The sequence below is a fragment of the Brooklawnia cerclae genome, assembly GCF_011758645.1.
Lineage (GTDB): Bacteria > Actinomycetota > Actinomycetes > Propionibacteriales > Propionibacteriaceae > Brooklawnia > Brooklawnia cerclae.
In genome coordinates this window covers 883809-905302 of the sequence record NZ_JAAMOZ010000001.1, presented here as the reverse complement: position 1 = coordinate 905302, position 21494 = coordinate 883809, and the positions used below count along the sequence as shown (strand labels likewise).

Annotated in this window: 20 protein-coding genes; 12 read left to right on the top strand and 8 right to left on the bottom strand. The window is 68.3% G+C overall.

The annotated features are described in order from the left end of the window. Positions 1 to 92 precede the first annotated feature (92 nt). From FB473_RS04430 to fabF, 7 genes are all read left to right on the top strand, one after another. Entirely contained in the window at positions 93 to 1166 is a 1074-nt protein-coding gene (locus FB473_RS04430; RefSeq protein ID WP_167165188.1) for a sugar kinase, read from the top strand. A gap of 133 nt (positions 1167 to 1299) precedes the next feature. Next, positions 1300 to 1917 (top strand): FMN-dependent NADH-azoreductase, encoded by a 618-nt coding sequence (locus tag FB473_RS04425; RefSeq protein ID WP_167165186.1) that lies wholly within the window; start codon positions 1300 to 1302, stop codon positions 1915 to 1917. A gap of 138 nt (positions 1918 to 2055) precedes the next feature. Further along, positions 2056 to 3198, top strand: coding sequence for a PucR family transcriptional regulator (locus FB473_RS04420; protein ID WP_425546700.1), 1143 nt, complete (start codon positions 2056 to 2058; stop codon positions 3196 to 3198). A gap of 167 nt (positions 3199 to 3365) precedes the next feature. Further along, a complete protein-coding gene (locus tag FB473_RS04415) occupies positions 3366 to 4295 on the top strand; it encodes an acyltransferase domain-containing protein (RefSeq protein WP_167165182.1) in 930 nt (309 codons plus the stop codon). 10 nt (positions 4296 to 4305) lie between these two features. After that, positions 4306 to 5295 carry a beta-ketoacyl-ACP synthase III gene (locus FB473_RS04410; protein WP_167165180.1) on the top strand — a complete coding sequence of 330 codons (990 nt, stop codon included), beginning with the start codon at positions 4306 to 4308 and terminating at the stop codon, positions 5293 to 5295. Between the two features lie 69 nt (positions 5296 to 5364). Further along, positions 5365 to 5610: an acyl carrier protein gene (locus tag FB473_RS04405; RefSeq protein ID WP_167165178.1), complete on the top strand. Its 246-nt coding sequence runs from the start codon at positions 5365 to 5367 to the stop codon at positions 5608 to 5610. A 121-nt stretch (positions 5611 to 5731) separates the two neighbouring features. Next, positions 5732 to 6994, top strand: a complete 1263-nt coding sequence (fabF, locus tag FB473_RS04400; RefSeq protein ID WP_167165175.1) for a beta-ketoacyl-ACP synthase II — start codon at positions 5732 to 5734, stop codon at positions 6992 to 6994. A 324-nt stretch (positions 6995 to 7318) separates the two neighbouring features. Here the strand turns inward: fabF and FB473_RS04395 are convergent, their stop codons facing one another. Further along, a complete protein-coding gene (locus FB473_RS04395; RefSeq protein WP_167165173.1) occupies positions 7319 to 7819 on the bottom strand; it encodes a DUF3145 domain-containing protein in 501 nt (166 codons plus the stop codon). A 202-nt stretch (positions 7820 to 8021) separates the two neighbouring features. On the opposite strand from FB473_RS04395, the gene FB473_RS04390 reads away from it, so the two are divergent. The 3 genes from FB473_RS04390 to FB473_RS04380 all read left to right on the top strand — a co-directional run bounded on the left by FB473_RS04390 (position 8022) and on the right by FB473_RS04380 (position 11973). Further along, complete coding sequence (locus FB473_RS04390; RefSeq protein WP_167165171.1) at positions 8022 to 9722, top strand: ATP-binding protein; 1701 nt, start codon at positions 8022 to 8024, stop codon at positions 9720 to 9722. Further along, the gene (locus FB473_RS04385) at positions 9719 to 10393 is read left to right on the top strand and encodes a response regulator (RefSeq protein WP_167165169.1); all 675 of its coding nucleotides are present in this window, start codon (positions 9719 to 9721) and stop codon (positions 10391 to 10393) included. The genes FB473_RS04390 and FB473_RS04385 overlap by 4 nt, the downstream gene beginning before the upstream one ends. A gap of 197 nt (positions 10394 to 10590) precedes the next feature. Further along, positions 10591 to 11973, top strand: coding sequence for a GntT/GntP/DsdX family permease (locus FB473_RS04380; RefSeq protein WP_167165167.1), 1383 nt, complete (start codon positions 10591 to 10593; stop codon positions 11971 to 11973). 94 nt (positions 11974 to 12067) lie between these two features. On the opposite strand, the gene FB473_RS04375 is transcribed toward FB473_RS04380, so the two are convergent. The 5 genes from FB473_RS04375 to FB473_RS04355 are packed head-to-tail and all read right to left on the bottom strand — an operon-like array spanning position 12068 to position 16877. Next, positions 12068 to 13174: a hypothetical protein gene (locus tag FB473_RS04375; RefSeq protein WP_208390430.1), complete on the bottom strand. Its 1107-nt coding sequence runs from the start codon at positions 13172 to 13174 to the stop codon at positions 12068 to 12070. Continuing rightward, positions 13171 to 14244 carry an extracellular solute-binding protein gene (locus FB473_RS04370; RefSeq protein ID WP_167165164.1) on the bottom strand — a complete coding sequence of 358 codons (1074 nt, stop codon included), beginning with the start codon at positions 14242 to 14244 and terminating at the stop codon, positions 13171 to 13173. The genes FB473_RS04375 and FB473_RS04370 overlap by 4 nt, the downstream gene beginning before the upstream one ends. 22 nt (positions 14245 to 14266) lie before the next feature. Further along, the gene (locus FB473_RS04365; protein WP_167165162.1) at positions 14267 to 15262 is read right to left on the bottom strand and encodes an ABC transporter ATP-binding protein; all 996 of its coding nucleotides are present in this window, start codon (positions 15260 to 15262) and stop codon (positions 14267 to 14269) included. Then, entirely contained in the window at positions 15259 to 16056 is a 798-nt protein-coding gene (locus FB473_RS04360) for an ABC transporter permease subunit (protein ID WP_208390429.1), read from the bottom strand. Before FB473_RS04360 ends, FB473_RS04365 begins: the two co-directional genes overlap by 4 nt. Further along, positions 16053 to 16877, bottom strand: a complete 825-nt coding sequence (locus FB473_RS04355; protein WP_208390428.1) for an ABC transporter permease — start codon at positions 16875 to 16877, stop codon at positions 16053 to 16055. Before FB473_RS04355 ends, FB473_RS04360 begins: the two co-directional genes overlap by 4 nt. Positions 16878 to 17001: 124 nt before the next feature. On the opposite strand from FB473_RS04355, the gene FB473_RS04350 reads away from it, so the two are divergent. Together FB473_RS04350 and FB473_RS04345 are read left to right on the top strand one after the other, a co-directional pair. Further along, positions 17002 to 17949 (top strand): LacI family DNA-binding transcriptional regulator, encoded by a 948-nt coding sequence (locus FB473_RS04350; protein ID WP_167165160.1) that lies wholly within the window; start codon positions 17002 to 17004, stop codon positions 17947 to 17949. A 28-nt stretch (positions 17950 to 17977) separates the two neighbouring features. Then, positions 17978 to 19960 carry an alpha/beta hydrolase family protein gene (locus FB473_RS04345; RefSeq protein WP_167165158.1) on the top strand — a complete coding sequence of 661 codons (1983 nt, stop codon included), beginning with the start codon at positions 17978 to 17980 and terminating at the stop codon, positions 19958 to 19960. A 119-nt stretch (positions 19961 to 20079) separates the two neighbouring features. Here FB473_RS04345 and FB473_RS04340 read toward each other — a convergent pair whose 3' ends face one another. Beyond that, positions 20080 to 20814, bottom strand: coding sequence for a hypothetical protein (locus FB473_RS04340; RefSeq protein WP_167165156.1), 735 nt, complete (start codon positions 20812 to 20814; stop codon positions 20080 to 20082). 119 nt (positions 20815 to 20933) lie between these two features. Next, positions 20934 to 21491 carry a hypothetical protein gene (locus tag FB473_RS04335; protein ID WP_167165153.1) on the bottom strand — a complete coding sequence of 186 codons (558 nt, stop codon included), beginning with the start codon at positions 21489 to 21491 and terminating at the stop codon, positions 20934 to 20936. Positions 21492 to 21494: the final 3 nt, after the last annotated feature.

The following is a 21494-nucleotide window of genomic DNA, read 5'->3' as shown; positions in this document are numbered from 1 at the left end:
CGTCGTCAACGATTAGGCTGTCGCGTGTCCGCTCGAAGCAGGGCGCTGGCGCCATCGGCCCCGACCCTGGCACAAGCACGAAAGGCAGTTACATGGATCTCCGCGAAGACGCCCGTTGGTCATTGGTCATCCCGACCAGCATGGGCATCCGCATCAGCCCCGAGGACGGCCAGCCCGTCCAAGCGGCCAACCGCTTCCTCATGCAGGTCACCTCGGCCGAGAGCAACGTCGGCTCGGTCTCGAGTTTCCTGGGGCAGCCGGTGAAGATCCTCACCAACTTCGTGAAGGGCAGCCCCGTTGCGATGATGATCAAGTCCAACCTCTCGTCGAGGTTCATGGACTACGAGGGGCCCGAGGTCGAGCAGGGTGGCGCCTGGGGCCACCGTCACCAGTTCAACATCGCCGACTCCGGCTACGGGAACCGCGGCGCCCGCGTCTGGAACGACCGCGCCGGCGAGGTCGGCCTGCTCCTGGACGCGAAGGACTTCGACCTCGACCGCATCTTCGGCTCCGAGGGCGCCAAGATCGTCCACATGTCGGGCCTGATCGCCGCCCTGTCGCCGAGCACACTGCAGTTCTGCCTGGCCATCGCGCGCAAGGCGAAGGAGTACGGCAGCGCCATCAGCTTCGACCTCAACTTCCGCGCGTCCTTCTGGAAGGGACGTGAGCAGGAACTCCGCGACGGCTTCACCGAGATCGCGAGCCTGTGCAGCATCCTCATCGGCAACGAGGAGGACTTCCAGCTCGCACTCGGGCTGGAAGGCCCCGAGGCCGGCGGCAAGGGCATCGCCAGCAAGATCGACGGCTTCAAGGGCATGATCACCACCGCTCACGAGCGCTTCCCCGGCGTCCAGGTGTTCGCTACCACCCTGCGCGAGGTCGTCAACGCCAACCACCACCTGTGGGGCGCCATCCTGTGGTCGGACGGCCAGTTCTTCGTGGCCGAGCCCCGCGACATCGGCGTCCTCGACCGCATCGGCGGCGGCGACGCGACCGTCGGCGGCATCCTCTACGGACTGATCAAGGGATGGGAGGCCGAGAAGTGCCTGCAGTTCGGCTGGGCCTCCGGCGCCATCACCACCACCTTCCTCACCGACTACGCCATGCCGGCCGACGAGGAACAGATCTGGGCGGTCTGGGAGGGCAACGCCCGGATCAAGCGCTGAACCACAACGGCTGGCCCCAACAACGACGTGGCGGGCGGTCTGTCGACCGCTCGCCACGCTGCGTCCTCGCGTCCGAAGCCCCGCGCCCGCGGCGACATCTTCGCACATCCGCTCATCTGGTTGAGGAGATCACATGAAACTGCTTGTCGTTCGCGCACACCCGCTCGACTCCACACGCTCGCGGAGCATGCGCATGGTTGATACCTTCATCGAGGGCTTCCGCGCGAAGCACCCCGACGCCCTCGTGGAGGACATCAACCTGTACAACGCCGCCGTCCCGGAGATCGACATCGACCTCATCACCGGCTGGGATGCCCTGCGCAGCGGTGAGGCGTTCATCCACCTGACCCCGACGCAGCAGGCGAAGCTCACGCTCTTCGAGAACTACACCATGCAGTTCCTGAGCGCCGACGTCGTCGTCGTGGCCAACCCCCTGTGGAACCTGTCCATCCCCACGCGGCTGAAGGCCTGGATCGACACCGTCTGCCGCGCGGGCGTCACCTTCCGCTACAACGAGAAGGGCGAGGCCGAAGGGCTGGCCGGCGGCCGCACGGTGGTTCACCTGCAGGCCAGCGGCGGGCATTTCAACGGCGAGGACCCCGCCTGCAAGTACCTGCGGGCGATGTTCACCTTCCTCGGCTGCCGCTACGAGGAACTGACCGCCGAGGGCATGGATCACGAACCCGACCGCGCCGAGGAGATCATGGCAGAGGCCCTCGACAAGGCTCGCGAGCTCGGCGAGAGCCTGTAGGAGACCGGTTCGGCACGGGCTGGTCCTAGAGTGGAGCCCGCGTCCCGTCGACAACGCGAGGAGGACTGACGCCCCATGTCCAAGCCTGCGCCCGGCACAGGGAGGGCCCTGGTTCCCGTCACCCGGACCCGCACAGCCATGGCCAAGAGACTCGCTGCGCAGGCCGGCCGGATGACCACAGCCGTCATCGCCGAGATGGAGGCACGCCACCCCTGGTACTCGGAGCTGGGTGCCGAGGAGCGGTCCTGGATCAGCGTCGTCGCCAGCAACGGCATCAACGGCTTCGTCCGGTGGTTCGCCGACGACACCGACTCCGAGGTCGGCCCCGGGTCCATCTTCAACGTGGCCCCGCGGGCGCTGACCCGCAAGGTCACGCTGCACCAGACCGTCGACCTCATCCGCACCACCATCGACGTCGTCGAGGCCCAGATCGGCCTGCTCATGCCGCGGGGTGATCGTCCTGCGCTGCAGACCGCGATCCTCCACTACTCCCGCGAGATCGCGTTCGCCTCCGCCGAGGTGTACGCCCACGCCGCCGAGCTACGCGTCACCTGGGACGAACGGGTCGAGTCCCAGGTCGTGGACGCGATCGTCCGTTCCGACTCCCATGACGAACTGCTGTCCAGAGCGTCCACCCTCGGCTGGCAGACGAGATCCGCTGTGGTGGTGGCAGTGGGCAGCGTCCCGGGCGGCGACCTGGCCGCGCTTCGCCGCACTGCGGACAAGCTCGGGTTGCTGGCCATGGCCGCCGTCCACGGGGATCGCCTAGTGACCGTGCTCTCCCCCGTCTCGCCGGACGCACCGACCGACGACGGTGCCACCGTGGGATGGCTCACCGCGTTGGCACCACACTTCGGCCCCGGACGCATCGTCGTCGGGCCGGCGGTCCCCGGCCTGTCGCGGGCCTCGGAGTCGGCGAGAGCCGCGATGTCCGGCTCCCGATCGGCCTCGGCCTGGCCCGAGGGACCGCGAGTGCTCACCACCCGCGACCTGCTGCCCGAGCGGGTGCTCGCGGGCAACGGCCGCGCTCGGCGCGAGCTCGTCGACTCCGTGTACACCCCGCTCGCCGAAGCCGGCGGCGACCTGCTCGTCACCTGCGTGAGCTTCCTCGACCACGGGGGCTCGGTCGAGGCGACCGCGCGGGCACTGTTCGTCCATCCCAACACCGTCCGCTACCGGCTCAAACGCATCGCCGAGGTCACCGGGCACTCGCCGTCGGATCCCCGCGACGCCTATGTGCTGCGCCTCGCCCTGACGATCGGACGGCTCCAGGACACCTGACCCGACGGCCCGGCACCGACCGGAGCATCCGGGGGCTCCCCACGACGGGCACCCGGTCGTCCCACATGCGACCGGCACCCGCTTTGTAGGGAGCACACAATGTCACCCGCCCGATTTCGTTCCAGCGCCCGGGACATCCCGGATGGCCCCCGGGGCACGATGGGGGGGTGCTTTCCATAGTCGCGCCCGGTCAGGGTGCCCAGACCGTCGGCTTCTGGTCGAGTTGGCTGGAAATCGGCTCCTTCAGCGACCGCGTCGCCTGGCTGTCGGCGGTGAGCGGTCTCGACCTCGCCCACTACGGGACGCAGGCCGATGCCGACACCATCCGCGACACGGCCGTCGCACAGCCGCTGCTGGTGGCCTCGGCGATCGCGGTGGCCCACGAGCTCGCGGGGGGCGACCCGGTGTCCTGGGGCGCCGCGGGGTTCGTGGCCGGTCACAGTGTCGGCGAGATCGCGGCCGCGGCCCTCACCGGTGTCCTGAATCCTGAAGCCGCGATGGTCTTCGTCCGCGAACGCGGACAGGGTATGGCGGCTGCGGCAGCGGTCCGGCCGACCGGTATGTCGGCGGTCATCGCCGGTGATCCCGACGAGGTGCTCGCCCGAATCGCGCAGTACGGGCTCACCCCGGCGAACTTCAACGGCTCGGGGCAGATCGTCGCGGCGGGCACCCTGGAGCAGCTCCAGGCGCTGAAGGACGATCCGCCCACCCGGGCGCGCGTCATTCCGCTTCAGGTCGCCGGTGCCTTCCACACTGTGCACATGGCTCCCGCGGTCGAGCACCTCGCGCTGCTCGCCAGGTCCATCCAGCCGAACGACCCGACCGTGGCGCTGGCGTCCAACCGCGACGGCCAGGTGGTCACGAGCGGGGCCGACTACCTGCGCCGGCTCGTCGACCAGGTCTCCAACCCTGTCCGATGGGACCTGGTGATGCAGACCATGGCGGCACGCGGCGTCACCGGGATTTTGGAGCTCGCTCCCGCGGGCACCCTGACGGGCATCGCCAAGCGCAATCTCAAGGGCGTCGAACTCTTCAATCTCAACACCCCCGACCAGCTCGACGACGCCCGCGCGTTCTGCGAGCGCCACGCCAACTGAAAGGTTCCCCATGGCCATTCGAGCCTCCCAGGGTTCGCCCTACTCCCGCATCCTCGGTGTCGGGGGTGAGCGCGGCAAGCGGGTCGTCGACAACGCCGAGATGTGCACGATCATCGACTCGTCCGACGAGTGGATCCAGCAACGCACCGGCATCATCGAGCGGCGGTGGGCGACCGACGACCAGACTCCCCTGTCGATGGCGACCGGCGCGGCTCGCAAGGCCATCGAGCGATCAGGCATCGATGCCTCGCAGGTGGACGCGGTGTTGCTCTCGACCGTCTCGCACATGCGCCAGTTCCCCTCGCTCGCCGTCCAGGTGGCCGACGAGTTGGGGCTCGACCACCCGGCCGCGGTCGATCTCAGCGCGGCGTGCGCCGGTTTCTGCTACGGGGTCGCCATGGCCGATTCGCTGATCCGCGCGGGGTCGGCCCACCACGTGCTCGTGATCGGCCTGGAGATCCTGAGCCGCCAGACGAACTTCGCCGATCGCGGGACGGCTTTCCTCTTCGGGGACGGCGCGGGCGCGGTGGTCATCGGGCCCAGCGAGACCCCCGGTGTCGGACCGGTCGTGTGGGGCTCACGCGGCGAGGACGCGGACGTCATCTGGACCGAGTACTGGGACGAGGCGCTCGCCACCGGCAAGAAGCCGGTCATCCACATGGCCGGCAACAAAGTCTTCAAATGGGCGATCTCCGAGATCGCCGAGAAGACCGCGGAGGCACTCGACGCGGCCGGGCTCACGCCCGCAGAACTCGACGTCTTCATCCCGCACCAGGCGAACAACCGCATCACGGACGCGATGCTCAAGCGACTCGATCTTCCCGATAGCGTCGTGGTAAGCCGCGACATCAAGCACATGGGCAATTCGTCCGCGGCGTCCGTGCCGATCGCCATGGAGTCGATGCTCGAGTCGGGCGAGGCGAAGTCCGGCGACAACGCGCTCATCATCGGCTTCGGGGCGGGGCTGGTCTTCGCCGGGCAGGTCGTCGTCCTACCCTGACCAGCCGGCCCCGTCGGTACAACCTAAAACCCACCCGCACCACCTCACAGAAACAGAAAAGGAATCCCCATGGCCACCACTGAAGAGATCCGCACCCAGCTCGCCGACATCGTCAACGACGTGGCGGGGGTCGCGCAGGACGATGTGCAGCTCGAGAAGAGCTTCGTGGACGACCTGGACGTCGACTCCCTGTCGATGGTCGAGATCATCTACGCCTGCGAAGAGGCGTTCAACGTCTCGATTCCCGACGAGGACGCCAAGACGCTGAAGACCGTGGGCGACGCCGTGACCTACATCGAGCGCGCACAAGGCTGACGCCTCGTCCTGAGCGGCCCGACGGCGCCCTCTGCCGGGGCCCACGGGCCGCTCACGCACATTCGGCCGAGATCCCCGGCTTCGGAGCCCGGCCTCACCACCTACTGTCCCTGGAGCACTCATGACCACAGTCGTCATCACCGGTTTCGGTGCCATCACCCCGCTGGGCGAGGACGCGCCCAGCACCTGGCAGTCCCTTCTGGCCGGACGCAGCGGCGTCCACACCATCGACGCCGACTGGGTGCAGGACCTTCCGGTCCGGTTCGCCGGACAGGTGTCCACCGACCTCGGCCAGTGGATCTCACGGGTCGACGCCCGCCGGATGGACCGCGTCTCGCAGCTGGCCGTCGTCGCTGCACGCGAGGCATGGGCGGACGCGGGGCTGGGCCTCGGCGAGGAGAACACCGTCGACCCCGACCGGCTGGCCGTGTCCGTGGGCACCGGGATCGGCGGACTGGTCACCACCCTCGACCAGTGGGACATCCAGCGTGAGAAGGGTGTGCGGCGCATGAGCCCGTTCACCGTCCCCATGCTCATGGCCAACGCCTCGGCAGCGCAGGTGGGGCTGATGGTCGGCGCCCGCGCCGGCATCCACGCACCGGTGTCGGCCTGCGCGTCGTCCAACGAGGCCATCGCCCTGGGACTCAACATGCTTCGCCTGGGCGAGGCCGACGTGGCCGTCGTCGGCGGCAGCGAAGCCGTCATCCACGCCATGCCCATCGGCGCCTTCGCGCAGATGCAGGCGCTGAGCCGACGCAACGACGAGCCCGAGCGCGCCTCGCGTCCCTGGGACGTCGATCGCGACGGGTTCGTCATCGGCGAGGGCGCGGCGATCATGGTGATCGAGACGCTCGAGTCCGCCCGTGCGCGCGGCGCGCGCATCTACGGCACGCTCGCCGGTGCGGGGATCAGCGCAGACTCGCACGACATCGTCCAACCGGACCCCGCAGGCGTCGGGCAGGTGTCCGCGATGGTGAAGGCATTGCGCAGCTCGGGGCTGCAGGCCTCCGACATCAAGCATGTCAACGCCCATGGCACCTCGACTCCCCAGGGTGACGTCACCGAGGCGCGCTCGATCCGTACCGCGCTGGGGGACGCCGCTGATCAGGCCGTGGTCACCAGCACGAAGTCGATGACCGGGCACCTGCTCGGCGGCGCGGGCGCGCTGGAGACCTTCGCGACGGTCATGGCCCTGCACGACCGGATCGTCCCGCCGACGATCAACCTCGACAACATCGAGCCGGACCTGGGTATCGACATCGCGACGAATCAGACCCGTGAACTGCCCGCAGGGCCGCTGGCGGCCCTGAACAACTCGTTCGGTTTCGGCGGGCACAATGTGGCCGTCGCGGTGACGAACGAGAACGCCACCGACGCCCGTTGAGTCGGCGCAGTCCTTTCGACAAGCTCAAGGACCGTTGTCGAAACGACCGTTGAGCCCGTCGAAACGACCGTTGAGCCCGTCGAAACGACCGTTGAGCCTGTCGAAACGACCGTTGAGCCTGTCGAAACGACCGTTGAGCCTGTCGAAACGACCGTTGAGCCTGTCGAAACGACCGTTGAGCCTGTCGAAACGACCGTTGAGCCTGTCGTAGTCCTTTCGACAAGCTCAAGGACCGTCCGTCGAAACGACCACTGAAGCCTGCCGTAGTCCTTTCGACAAGCTCAAGGACCGCTCGTTGAGCCTGTCGAAACGACCTCTGGCACCTCAGCCGACGCGGTGCAGCCAACGGACGGGGGCGTCCTCGCCCGCATAACGGAAGACCTCGAGCTCGGCGTCCCAGCGCTCCCCCAGCAGATCGGACAAGGCCTGTTCGAGCGTGGTCGACCCCGCGTCGGCGGCTCCCATCGCCGCGCGCAGCCGTTGTTCGGGGATCTGCAGGTCGCCGTTCGGGCCCGCGATCGCATGGAACATGCCCAGGTCGGGTGTGAAGGCGTAGCGCTGCCCCAGCTCGCTGCCGACAGCGTCCTCCGTGACCTCGAAGCGGGCGCGCTGGCAGGAGCGCAGCGCGCTGGCCAGCGCCGCCGAGGCCCCCACCGGCCCGGCCCACGAGTACTCCGCGCGCAACGTCCCCGGCTGCGCGGGTTGATGCGTCCAATCGAAGTGGACAGGCACACCGAGGACCGCGCCCACGCCCCATTCGAGATGCGGGCACAGCGCGGCCGGTGTGGAGTGGACGAAAACAACTCCACGCGACATGTTTCCCATCCCGGCTCCTTTCGCTCCCAGGTGTGCCTTCCCCTGCAACCTGAGCGTCCGTGCCGCTGATGGGTGTTGCTCTTAGCGATTGTGCCTCAATCGTGGCGACTCTTCCAGCGCAATGTGAAGACTGCCGGTAAACACCTGATGGCCGGACGGTGATCCGTGGTCGGGCATTCCACCTGGACGCCGCTGTTGCCATAGTGGGACTGTGGCAAGGAAGCCCGTCGCATCGATCGATCCCCACGCGGCACGCCCCGGAGTCCCCTACCGTGGACGCGTCCCGCTGTGGTCGAGTTCGACCGACCGCTGGAGCCTGTCGGCCCAGATCTTCGTCCTGATGGCGTTGATGCTGGTCGTCGTGGTGGTTCCGGTCTGGCTGCTGTCCGTGCGTGCCGCCGAGGAGGCCGCCCGGGCCGAGGCGATCGCCCACGTCACCTCCACCGCCACGACCCTGGCCGAATCGCCGTGGGTGATCCAGGCCGTCCAGAGCGAGGATCCCGCCGAAGCCCTCGGGGAGCCGATCGAGCGAATCCGGGCCGCGAACGACCTGTCCTTCGTCGTCGTGATGGACGTCGACGGCACTCGGTGGACCCACCCGAACCCCGAGCAGGTGGGCAGGCAGTACGTGGGCTCGATCGCCGCGGCACAGGCCGGCGGCGAGGTCGTCGAAGAGACCCAGGGCACCATGGGGCCCTCGTTCCGTGTGGTGCACCCGGTGCGTTCGGACGGCCGGGTGATCGCGATGGTCGCCGCGGGCATCCCCACCGAATCGGTGCGCCAGGCAGGCATGGAGCGATCGGTCCAGGTGGTGGCCATCACGGTCGCCTCCCTGGCACTCGGCACGGTGGGCAGCTGGGTGGTCGCCCGCCGGCTGCGCCGTCAGACCCTGGGGCTCGGCTCGATCGGGCTCGGCCGCCTGTACTCGTACCACGAGGCGCTGCTGCACTCGGTGCGCGCCGGCCTGGTGCTGGTCGGGCACGACGGAGCGGTCGTCCTGTGCAACGACGAGGCCCGCGAGCTGCTGGACGCGTCCGGGGCGGTGCTGGGAACCCCTGTCGCCCAGTTGGGCATCGGGCAGGGGCTGAGCGACCTGATGGCCTCAGGACGCGTCTGCGCGGGCGAGACACACTTCACCGCCGGTGGTCGGGCACTGATCGTCACACAGACCAGAGCCGTACTGGACGGGCGCGACCTGGGCTGGGTGACCACCCTGCAGGATCGCACAGACCTGGTGCGGCTCACCGGCGAGCTGGACTCCCTGCGGTCGTTCAGCGAGATGCTGCGCAGTAGGGCGCACGAGGCCGACAACCGGCTGCACACCGTCATACTGCTGGTCGAGCTGGGCCGCGGCGAGGAGGCCGTCGAGTTCGCCACGGCGGCCATCGAGCGTAGCCAAGCTCTCATCGACCGGGTCACCGAGGCCGTTCGGGACGCCCCAGTCGCCGCGCTGCTGCTGGGCAAGTCGGCGCAGGCCGAGGAACGCGGGGTGGAGTTGCGGCTCGCGGACGGCATCGACATCCCGGAGACCGGGTTGGCCTCCACCGATCTCGTGCTCGTCCTCGGCAATCTGGTCGACAACGCGCTGGATGCCGCCGCGTCCACAGAGCGGGGCTGGGTCGAGGTCGGTGGACGCCTGGAGCGATCGGGGCAGGAGGAGACCGTCGTGATGGAGGTCACCGACTCCGGTCCCGGTATCCCCGGCGACCTGATCGGGGACGCGTTCCGGCGTGGGTGGACCACGAAATCTGTCACCGACCCCGACCTCCGGCCGCAGGGACATGGCATCGGGCTTTCCCTGGTTGCGGGCACCGTTCGCCGGTTGCACGGCACCATCGAGGTCACCACGTCGCCTTCCAGGTTCGCGGTGCGGCTGCCGGTGCCAGAATCGAATGACGAGGTGGGGCCATGATCAGGGTTCTCGTGGTGGACGACCAGCGAACAGTCGCCGAGGGGCATCGCACACTCGTGGAGCGTGTCCCCGGGTTCGAGGTCGTCGCTGTGGCCTACAACGGCCCGCAAGCGGTGGAGCGCTGTGCCGCAGGTGGCGTCGACCTGGTGCTTCTCGACCTGGCGATGCCCGGGATGAGTGGGCTGGAGGTCGCTCGCGCGCTACAGGCGATGCCCGACGGGCCGGACGTGATGGTGCTCACCGCCTCCCGCGACCTGCACACGGTGCGCGCGGCCATGCGCGGCGGAGCGCTGCATTACGTACTGAAACCGTTCTCGTTCGCCACCCTTCAGGCCAAGCTGGTCAACTACGCCCGGTTCACGCAGGCCGCGGCCGGCCAGCGCGATGTGCTCGATCAGGGCGAGATCGACTCCGCCCTGGCGGCGCTCCGCGACCCGTCGGGCACCGCCATCGCAAAGGGGATGTCGAAGGAGACCCTGGCCGCCGTCCGTGAGGCTCTGCTGGCGGAGCCAGACGGCCTCACGGAGACCAGGGCCGCCGAAGCAGTCGGCATCTCGCGTGTCACGGCCCGCCGATATCTGGAGTACCTGTCGGAGACCGGTGGATGCGAGCGAGTTCCGGTCTACGGACGGACGGGGCGGCCCGAACTCGTGTACAGGCCGCGCGGGTAACCACCGGCCGCGTTCGAACCGGCATCCAGCACCCGCCGCGTCCACGGCGACGAGCGGCGGGCATGGCGCGAGCGACCAATACGAACACAAACTGACCACTATCTACGCAAGTGGCGACCACGTGATCGCGGGAACTACGAAAGCACGTGTGGGATTGCTGCAGGTCTGCAGCGGATCATTCGTGCAAAGGAGCAACCGTGATCGCTGTCCATGCCGTCATCGCGATCGGCATCGTCCTGGTCCTCATCATCTGGCGCAAGTGGGACCCGGTGATAGCCCTGGTCATCGGGTCTTTCTACCTCGGCATCGCCGGGGGCGTCGGGGTGCAGGGAACCATCGAGGCACTCATCGTCGGATTCGGCGACATCATGCAGTCGGTCGGCCTGCTGATCGGCTTCGGCGTCCTGCTGGGCGCCCTGTTGTACGCGCTGGGCGCGTTGCAGAGGCTCGTGGAAGTGCTGCTGCGCTGGTTCGGTCCGAACCGAATCCCGTACGCCCTCAGCGGCGCGCTCACCACCCTGTTCTCGTCCATCTACGTCGACGTGCAGGTCGTGCTGGCCTCTCCCCTGGCCCGCGGGGCGGCGCGGAAGGTCGGTCCCAAGGGGCTCCCGCTGCTGTCGGCCGCGCTGGGCGTCGGCATCTTCAGCGGGTACGTGTTCGTCGTCCCCGGGCTGGGAACCCTGGTGATCTCCGGGCAGCTCGACCTGTCGCTGGGACGCTACCTGCTGCTCGGCCTGTTGATCGGGCCGCTGACCTCCATCGTCGTCCCGCTGCTGTACAAGCTGATCTTCCTGCGGGGCGTGAGCGGCTGGTGGAAGCCGGAGACCGACGAGGACGTGAACGAGGCGCTGCGAGCCCAGGAGGAACTGGACGGGGAACTGGCCGGGGACCACGCGCCGAAGCTGCCCGCCCTGTGGGTGTCGCTGCTGCCGATCCTGATCCCGCTCGCCCTGATCGCCGCCGGAGCCATCGCCGGGGCCATCGTGCCCGAGGAAGGACGCAACGCCCTGGTCGCGACCATGGCCGACAAGTCGTTCGCGAACCTCGCGCTGTTCATCGGTCTACTGGGCGCCTACCTGCTGGCCCGGTTCACCATCGGACGCGAACGCACCGACAAGGCCGTGGAGCGCGGGCTGAACACCACCGGGCAGATCCTGCTGATCACCGGCATCGGCGGCTCGCTGGGCGCGATCATCGAGGCGACGACCCTGGACGAGACGCTGGGCTCGCTGTTCACCAGCGGCGGCGCGGCCGGCTCGGTCGTCCTGACCCTCGTCTTCGCCTGGTTCATCGCAGCATTGATGCACTTCGCCATCGGCTCGGTGTCGGTGGCCGCCATCGCGGCCGCGGGAATCCTGGCACCGTTCGTCGGTTCCCTGGGGATCGACCCCGTCGTCGTCGGGCTGGCCGTCGGATCGGGCTCGATGTTCGCCGTCCAGGTCAACAGCAACTTCTTCTGGATGTTCCAGTCGCTGCTCGGCCTTTCCACCCAGGGAGCGCTGAAGACCCTGACGGTGGCCACGGCGAGCGCATCGGTCTTCTCCCTGCCGCTGGTGATCGTCCTGGGTCTGATCGTGTAGGACGAACCCGGCACATGCCGGGGTCGGAGAGATCGGAACGGAAAGCTGGAGCCCCGTGGGGCCCTCGGTGGAAGGAGGGCTCCACGGGGTCTTTCTACGCGAGGCCGAACTCGGCGTCGAGCGCCGTGACCTCGGCCTGCACGCGGCTCCTCAGGTCGGCCCGGGCGTCGTCGGGCAACCAGCAGGCATCGGCGGCGCGCAGCGCCATCGCCGTCAACTGGTCGTGCGTGGCGCCCACCTGTCCGGCGAGGATCGCGTACTCGCTGGTCAGGGTGGTCGGGAACATGCCGGGGTCGTCCGAGCAGGGGATCACGCCGATCCCCGCGTCGAGCATGGCCCGGATCGAGGCCCGTCGCCACGGACGCCACGAGCGCCGCGAGGTGGTGGACGCGACGGTGAACGTGACCGACTCGTCGCGCACCCGCGCCACCACCCGCGGATCCTGCAACACGTAGTAACCGTGGTCGATGCGATCGCAGCCGAGCACGTCGAGGCAGGTGACGGTGTTGACCGCCGTGGGGGCATGCTCGGAGGCGTGGGCGGTGCGGCGCAGGCCTGCTTGCCCCGCCAGGCGGTAGGCATCGGCGAAGCGCTCGGGCGGACCGGCCGTCTCGAGGTTGTCCAGCCCGATACCCGCGACATACTCGTGCGGGTGCGCGACCATCTCCCGCACGTGCTCCAGGGCCTCCCCGCCGCTCTTCGATCGATCGATGCCCTTGATCATCCGCCCCGTCATGCCGAAGTCACGCTCGGCCATCCGGATGCCCTCGGCGTAGGCCGCGACGCTGCCCTCGTACCCGAGCCCCGCGAGGTGCTCGGGTACGTCGTCGAAGAAGAGTTCGAGGTGCCGCACATTGCAGCGGTGGGCGTCCTCGAACGCCTCGTGGACGATGCGTGTCAGGTCGTCGGCGTCACGCAGGACGCTGGTGACCCACTTCGACACCTGGAACAGCGAGTACGACACCTCGGGCTCGTCGGCGGAGCGTCCCTGCGGCACCGGGATGACGGTGTCGCGGTACAGGTCCGGATCCGGGGGCAGCGAGTTGATGTCGGCGTAGATCTGTTCCGGGGTGTCGGGCAGATCGAGCCGCTCGCGGCGCGCCAGTTCGGCGAAGGTACTCGCTCGCACGGTGCCGATGAGATGACAGTGCAGGTCGACCTTGGGCAGTCGCTCGATCCAGCCGGCGGGGACCCCGGTCACTTCCCGGTCACTTCGCGGGCGAAGCGGTCGACCCACTCGCTGCGCGTCGGGACGAGCTCCGTGGGATCAAGCGCCTGGTATCCCGCCGCGATCGGGTCGGTCGCGATGTCGCCGACGACGTCGGTCAGCTCATCGGGGATGGTGGCTCCCGGGTTCACAGGCAGGTCACCGACGAGTTCGGCGGACTTGGACTGTGCCTCGACGCCCAGCAGGTAGTTGATGAACGTGTTGGCCGCGTCCACGTTGGCCGCGCCCTTGGGGATCATCACCCGGTTGGTTGCCATGTAGGCGCCCTCGGACGGCGGGGTCCAGGCGATGGGCTCGCCGGAGGCCACCAGGTCGGTGGCGAAGCCGTTGAGCGAGTCCGCCGCGACGATCTCGCCCTGCGTGATGAGGTTGGTCACCTCCGTCGACGAGCTGTAGAACTGCAGGATGCCGGGGGCCCAGTCGCCCATCTTCGCGAAGGCCGTGTCGACGTCGTACGGCCCGCTGCCATACGTCGCCGCCACCCCGCTGATCGCGAGCTGGCCGGCCGTCACCGAGATGTCGGGCAGCGCGAGCCTGCCGGAGTAGGCGGCGTCCCCGTACAGGTCCCAGCTGGCTGCCTGCTCCTGGCTCAGTTCGTCGGTGCGGTAGAGCGTGCCGTTGAGCTGGTAGCTGTAGGCGGGGCCGTTGTACGCGTCGTCGACGGCGAAGTCGGCGATCTCGGAGAGGTTGGGGATGGCGCTCTGGTCGACCTCGGCGAACAGGTCGTCCTCCTGGCCCAGTGCCGCGTAGTAGTCGCTGATGAGCATGATGTCGATGCCCGGGTTGTCTCCGGCGGCGAGCTGAAGCTGCGAGAGCCGATCGGAGTTCGAACCGGTCTCGACCTCGACCTGGATGCCGGTCTCAGCGGTGAACGGGTCGATCACAGCCTCCTGGAAGGCCTCGACGCCGAAGGAGAAGGTGCTGACGACGAGCGTCTGGGTGCCCTCCTGCTCGTCGTCCGAGCCGGAACAACCGGTGAGAGCCGCGACGCCCAGGAAAGCGGACGCGACCCCCAGTGCGAGGGCGCGGGTCGTGCGGTGCATATGGATTCCTTTCGTGGTGGAGTCAGTCGGTCAGTGCGATCAGGCGGGCGGCTGGTGCCGTCACAGCCACACGATCGCCGGGGGAGAACTGGACGGAGCCGTCGGCGCGGACGCTGGAGACGAGCTTCGTCTCACCCTGGTCGTCGTGTGCGACGAGGGTGACGAGCATGTCGACACCGCGATAGACGATCTCGGAGACGACCGCGTCGAGCGCGAGCCCGCCGTCGCCCGCCGGCGCGGTGGTGGACACATTCAGATGCTCGGGGCGGACGGTGACCAGACCGTCGCGCGTGTGCCAGAAGTTCTCGTAGCCGAGGAAGTCGGCCACGAAACGATTGACGGGCGCACTGAAGACCTCGGCGGGCGCACCGTGCTGCATGATCCGCCCGGATCGCATGAGCACCATCTCGTCGCTCATCTCCAGGGCTTCGTCCTGATCGTGGGTGACGAGCACGACGGTCAGCCCCGTCTCGGACTGGATCCTGCGGATCTCCGAGCGCATCTGCACGCGCAGGCGCGCGTCGAGGTTGGACAGCGGCTCGTCGAGGAGGAGCAGCTTGGGGCGGATCGCGATGGCGCGGGCGAGAGCGACGCGCTGCTGCTGGCCGCCGGAGAGCGCCTTCGGCTTGCGGGCAGCCACGTCGCCGAGACCGACGAGATCGAGGCACTCGGCCACACGCGCCGCCCGTTCGTCCCGGGGGACGCGCCGCAGCTTGAGGCCGTACCCGACGTTGTCCGCGACGGTCATGTGGGGGAAGAGCGCGTAGGACTGGAAGACCATGCCGAGGCCGCGCTTCTCGGGTGGGGCGGACGTCGCGTCCGTGCCGTCGATCATGATGCGGCCCGAGGTGGGACGCAGGTAGCCGGCCAGCATGCGGAGCGAGGTCGTCTTCCCGCAGCCCGAGGGACCGAGCAGGGTCGTGAGCCTGCCGGCCTGGATGGCCAGATCGATGCCGTCGACTGCCGTGAACGTGCCGAAGACCTGCGTGACCTTGTCGAACTGTGCTGCGACGCTCATCGGTTGATGCCTCCGAAGATCCTGGTGAAGCCGACTGTGCGCTCGGCGATGACGGCGATGACGACGGTGACCGCGAGGATCAGGGTCGAGGCCGCGGCGACCATGGGGTCGTAGCTCTGCTGTACGTAATCGAGCATCGTGACGGGCAGGGTTCGGGTGGTACGGCTCTGCAACAGCAGCGACAGCGGCACGTTGTTGAACGACGTGATGAAGCTCAGCAGTGCGGCCGAGAAGATCCCGGGGCGCAGCACGGGCAGTGTGACGGTCCAGAACGCGACCAGGGGTGACGCGCCGAGACCACGAGCGGCCTCCTCGAGCGCCGGATCCATCCCCGCCAGGGACGCGCCGGTGACGCGCACCGCGTAGGGAAGCAGCAATGCCGTGTGCCCGATGAGCAGAACCGGCCAGTTGTCGAACCGGAAGGTGACGATCAGCTGCTGGAACAGCGCGAGGCCGACCACGAGCTCGGGGACCACGAGCGGCGAGAGGAAGAGCGCCTCGACGATGCCCTTGCCCGGTAGCCGGCCGCGATGGATGGCCAGCGTGGCCGGTACGCCGACCAGGAGAGCGAGCAGGGTCGCGAGAACCGCGATCTCGGCGCTCGTGGCGAGCGAGCCGACGAAAGGCTGGTACGACAGGGCCTGCCCGAACCAACGGAGGGAGAAGCCCTCGGGCGGGAACTTCAGGGTCTTGCCCGCGGTGAACGCCGTGGCGACGACGAAGAGGATCGGCACGATCATGACGATGTAGCCCGCCACGGCGAAGGCGGCGGCGACGGGATGCCGTGTCCTCACGCCGTCGCCCCCTTCCGGCCTGCCAGGCTCGACAGCGCCGAGACGGCGAACACCAGCACCGTCATGATGATCGCGGTGGCCGACGCGCTCGCCCAGTCGACCGTGACGCTCGAATACGCGAACAGCTGGGTCGACAGCATGCGGTTGCTCGATCCGCCCAGCAGATAGGGCGTGGTGTATGCGGTGACTGATCCGGCGAAGACGAGCGTCGCCGCCACGATGATCCCCGGCAGCGACAGCGGAAGCACCACGTCCCAGAACGTCCGGGTGCGCGAGGCTCCCAGGCCCCGGGCCGCGTCGTCGAGCCCCGCGTCCACCTGGGAGACCGCCGAGTAGCACGTGATGATCGACAGCGGCAGGAACAGCTGCGTCAGACCGAGGACGACGGCAAGCGGGGTGTAGAGCAGCTGGGGAGCCTGGTCGACCAGGCCGAGGCCCACCAGCAGCTGCCCGATGGCGCCGTTGGAGCCGAGCACCACGAGCCACCCGAAGGTCCGGACGACGTTGCTGAGCAGCAGCGGGAAGATCGCCAGCGCGAGGAGCAGCCCCGACCAGCGCGACGAGGTGCGGGCCAGCAGATAGGCGACCGGGAAGCCGAGGACGACGCAGATCACGGTCACGACGAGCCCGAACATCAACGTGCGGCCGATGATCTGCAGGTCGTAGGGATCGGTCAGCATCTGCCCGAGCCGTACGAAGACCTCACCGGTCGATGTACCCGGCGGGGAGAAGAGCATGGCGACCGAGGGTACGAGGAAGCCGACGAGCAGGAAACCCAGTCCGGGTGCCAGAAGAAGCAAGGGCGCGATGCGTGAATGCAAAGTGACTCCAAGCCGTCGAAAATGTAACCGGTTTCATAACCTACGGTGAAGCGTGGTTCCGGCGCCAGGGTTTCATGTAAACGTCGTGTTACGCTCGCCGGAAACCGAGTCCGTGAGGAGGACCATGGCGACGATCGCGGATGTGGCCGCGCTCGCCGGCGTCTCCAAGGCGACAGCATCGCGCACCTTCACCCGTCCCGAACTGGTCTCCCCCGCCACGGCGCAGCGGGTCAAGGACGCCGCCGAGCGCCTGGGTTTCGTCGCCAACGCCGCGGCACGGCTCCTCGCGGGTGGCAGGACGGGCATCGTCGCCCTGGTCGTCCCCACACTCGACAACAGCTTCTTCACCCCGGTGATCGCCGGCGCCCAGGCGCGCACCTCCGAGGCGGGGCTGCAGCTCACCGTGGTCGTGCATCCGCTGGCCGCCAGTGACGAACTCACCGCGTTCGGCAGGCTGGCGCGCCAGGTCGACGGGTTCATCGTGGTCGCTCCCGCAGGAACCGACGAGCTGGTCGTCACCGCCACCGAGGGCACCCCGGCAGTGCTCGTCGACCGCGAGATCGACGGCATGGCCTCGGTGATCGCCGACACGGCATCGGCCTTCGGTGGCCTCGCCCGCCGGCTGATCGAGGCCGGGCATCGGCGGATCGTCTACGTGGGGGGGCCGGCGGGGTCGTGGCAGGACAAGCAACGGGCCAGCACCGTGCGCGCCGCCACCGAGTCCACGGGTGCCGAACTGGCCGTCGTGGGACCCTACCCGGCGACGTTCGCGGCGGGGGTGTGGGCCGCCGCGGAGGTGCGCAGGTTCGCCCCGACCGCGGTCATCCCCTACGCGACGGCGATCGGACTCGGCATCCAGCACGCCTACCTCTCGGCCGGGCAGCCCGCTCCCCTGGTCAGTTCCGAGCAGGTTATCGTCGACGCGCTCGGCCTCAAGGACGTCCCCGCGATCGATGTCGACGGCGTCGCGTTGGGACGAGCGGCGGCCGACCTGCTCGTCGAGAGGATCGCCTCGCCCGGGACGCCGCCGACGCGCGACAGGCTCCCGGTGCCCATGGTCTGGCAGCCCTGATCCCAGTCGTTGCGATAGCTTGAGTCTCATGGACCACCCCGAACCGGTCGTCGCACCCCACGGCAGCTGGGCGTCTCCCATCGGTATCGACGACGTCATCGCGGGAGGCGGCCAGATGTCGTCCCTGCAAGCGGACGAAGCCGACCTCCTGTGGCTGGAGTCCAGGCCCGACCAGGACGGGCGTCAGGCCATCATGCGGCTTCACAACGGAGTGGTGAACGAACTGACACCGCGGCACGCGAACGTGCGCAGCCGCGTCAACGAATACGGCGGGGGCGCGTTCCACGCGTCCGGTGGAGTCATCGTCTATTGCGACGAGTCGGATCGCACGATCAAGCTGAGGGCGCCCAACGGGACCGTGTGCACTCTGACGGACGGGGATCCCCTGGTCAGGTACGGCGACGTGCGTGTGTACCCGGGCGTCCCCGTCGTGCTGGCGGTCCGTGAGGATCATCGAGGGCCGGGTGAGCCCGAGACCACGATCGTCGCCCTGGAATGGCCCGCCGGAGACGATCGCCCCGTCGCCGAACATGTGCTGCGCCGTGGTGCATCCTTCTACGCCAATCCGGAGCTCGGGCCCGGACTCCGGCTGGCATGGCTCCAGTGGGATCACCCCGCGATGCCCTGGGATTGCGCGACGCTCCATGTAGGACGACTGCACCGTGGCGGCGGCCTCGCCATCAGGGACGCCGTCCAGATTGCCGGACGACGAGGCTTCGGCCCCGACGGGGCTGCTGCCCATCATCCACGATGGGCCCCGGACGGCAGCCTGCTCTTCACAGCCGACCCCGACGGCTTCTTCCGGCTCCACTCGTGGCGCGACGACCGGGACGATCCGGTGCGGCCCCTGCACTCCGACGCGCACGACTTCGACCTGCCGATGTTCACCCTCGGCAACCATGCCTTCGCAGCCCTCGACGAAGCGCGTGTCCTCACGTGGTACTTCTCGGAGGGGCTGTGCCATCTGGCCGTGGTCTCGACGCGGGGTGAGCCCACGCGGCGCATGGCCGGCGTGTCGTCGGTGGACTCGGTGTGCGTCGCGCTCGGCGAGGGATATGCACTGGTCGATCGGCCGGTCGGGCCGCGTGCCTTGGTCCGGGTCTGCCCGGACGGCACGTTGGACACCCTCCGCACCCTTGCGGGACTGCCCGATCGCGACGTCACATCGGTGGCCCGTTCGCTCATGTTCACCGGGCGCCACGGCCCCGTCCAGGCCTGGTACTACCCGCCGACCAACGCACGCTTCGCCGCGCCGCGCGCCACAAGGCCACCCCTGCTCGTCCAGGTGCACGGCGGGCCGACGGCCATCGCCACCAACGCCTACTACCCGACCTACCAGTTCTGGACCTCACGCGGCTTCGCGGTACTGGACGTCAACTACTCCGGCTCGGCCGGGTTCGGGCGCGCGTGGCGCGACCGGCTGCGTGGAATGTGGGGCGTGGCCGACGTCGACGACTGCATCGACGCCACCGAGGCCGCTGTCGACGCGGGGCTGGCCGATCCGGGACGCGTCGTCATCGTCGGCGGAAGCGCCGGTGGGTACACGGCGTTGCGTGCGGTGACGACCAGCGACCGGTTCGCCGCCGCGATCAGCCGCTACGGCATCGCCGATCTCAAAGCCCTTGTCGGCGGGCACAAGTTCGAGTCGCACTACATGGACTCCCTGGTGGGGCCGTGGCCCGAGGACGAACGCGTCTATCGCGACCGCTCCCCCATCAACAATCTCGACAAGCTGGCGAGCCCGATCCTGCTCCTGCAGGGCACCGACGACCCGGTCGTCCCGCCCGATCAGGCATCGGCCATGGCGGACGCGGCCAGGCGCCGGGGTCTGCCCGTTGCATTGGTCATGTTCGAGGGCGAGGGCCACGGTTTCCACACCGCAGCGGCCCGCAGCCGGACGCTGGAGGCGCAGCTCAGCTTCCTGTCGCAGCTGTTCGGGTTCACGCCCGCCGACGACATACCGCGGCTACCGATCGACAACCTGCCGGGTGACAACCTGCCGGGGCGCTGAGACCGGGCCGTCGACGCGACGGCGTGAGTTGATTGACGAGAATTGGGATGTCGTTGTGGCGGGTGTCGGCGTGTCGTTGCGACACGCCGCTGGGGACGGAACGGGGATCCCGGTTTTCGTCAGCCGACCACCACGGTGGAGAACTCTCGCATGTCCAGCCGGTAACCGCCAGATGATGTCACCTGTTCTTGGCCCGAGTACCCCAATGCCTGCCATGCCACTTGCCAGTTGGCGGATGCCCGGATCTGGTAGATGCCTGGTTGTTTGTAGACGTGTCCGCAGTCTGGTGACCGTGTCATCGGATCGGTGCGGGGTGGTCGGGGTGTCATCGACTGGCAGGTGACCACGGAGCCGTCGCCCATGTCGAAGCTTACCTGGCTGCTCGTGGCTGACAGTGTGATGTTGATGCCTTCTCGCGATACCTGCTCGTTGACGTGGCGGGGGTCTGTTGTCCACAGCCAGATGGGTAGGCCGACGGCGAGGGCGTTCCATTGGTTGTTGGCGGGGTTGGGGCCGATGTGGATGGTGGGGGGCGGGATGTGGAGGGAGGCGGCGGCTGAGGCGGCGATCGCGTTCACAGGGATGGCTTGTTCGGGTGGGGTGTCGGGGTTGACCGGTTCCGGGTCGGTGGTGGCGGGTCGGCATAGGGTCCAGAGTCCGATTCTGGGGGCGGTGGCCAGGTCTGTGGTGTTGCAGGGGGTGGTTCGGGTGGGTGTGGTTGGGTCTGTGGGGGCCTGCCATCCGGTGTTGGTTGCATCCCCGGTGTGGGTGGTCCAGCCGGTGTCGTTTGCGGCGGGGGCTCCGCCCACCTCGCTGGTGGTTCCGGCCGTCACCGTCACCGTGTCACCCGACACACACGCATCAGCGCCGCCTAAGCTTCTACCGAAACCCAAACCACCGCAGTCCGCCCGAGCAGGCGATACGGGAATTTGGAATAGCGCCACTGCTACCACTACCAGCACTACGCCATGTCTTACTCGAATGGGCATGAGTCCCTCTGGTCCGTCGTGCCTGTGAACAGCTTCAACCGGCCGTCGACATGCTTGAAGAACAACGTCTCATAGACCAGCGATCCCTCACCGACCTCGTTACCCGCCGCATCGAGCATCGGGATACCACGGGCATCCCGGCATGTCTGCAGAGCTACCTCGGAGCCGTCCCGGGATACCCCAGGCAGTTGAGTAGACACCACTTCAAATGAAGATCCCTCTGGGGAATGCCAGCCGTGAGCTTTAGCTTCCTCAAAATAGGCGCGTCCCCACCCCAAATAGGGATCGGCCCACAACTCCTCCAACTCTGGCGGAAATTCGGAATAGTCCATACGGAGTTCGAACCGCTTCTGTACTTCCAGTGATCGCAGGTAGACCTGTTCGGCCTCCGCGTACAGTGCGTCCGCCGACACATCTACCGAGGGAGTCGGCGAGACAGTCGGGGACGTGCTCGAACTCGATACCAGGGGTGTCACCACCGGATCGGCCTGCCCCGCAGAACATCCCGCAACCCACACCACACCCACAACAACACCGGCCACTAC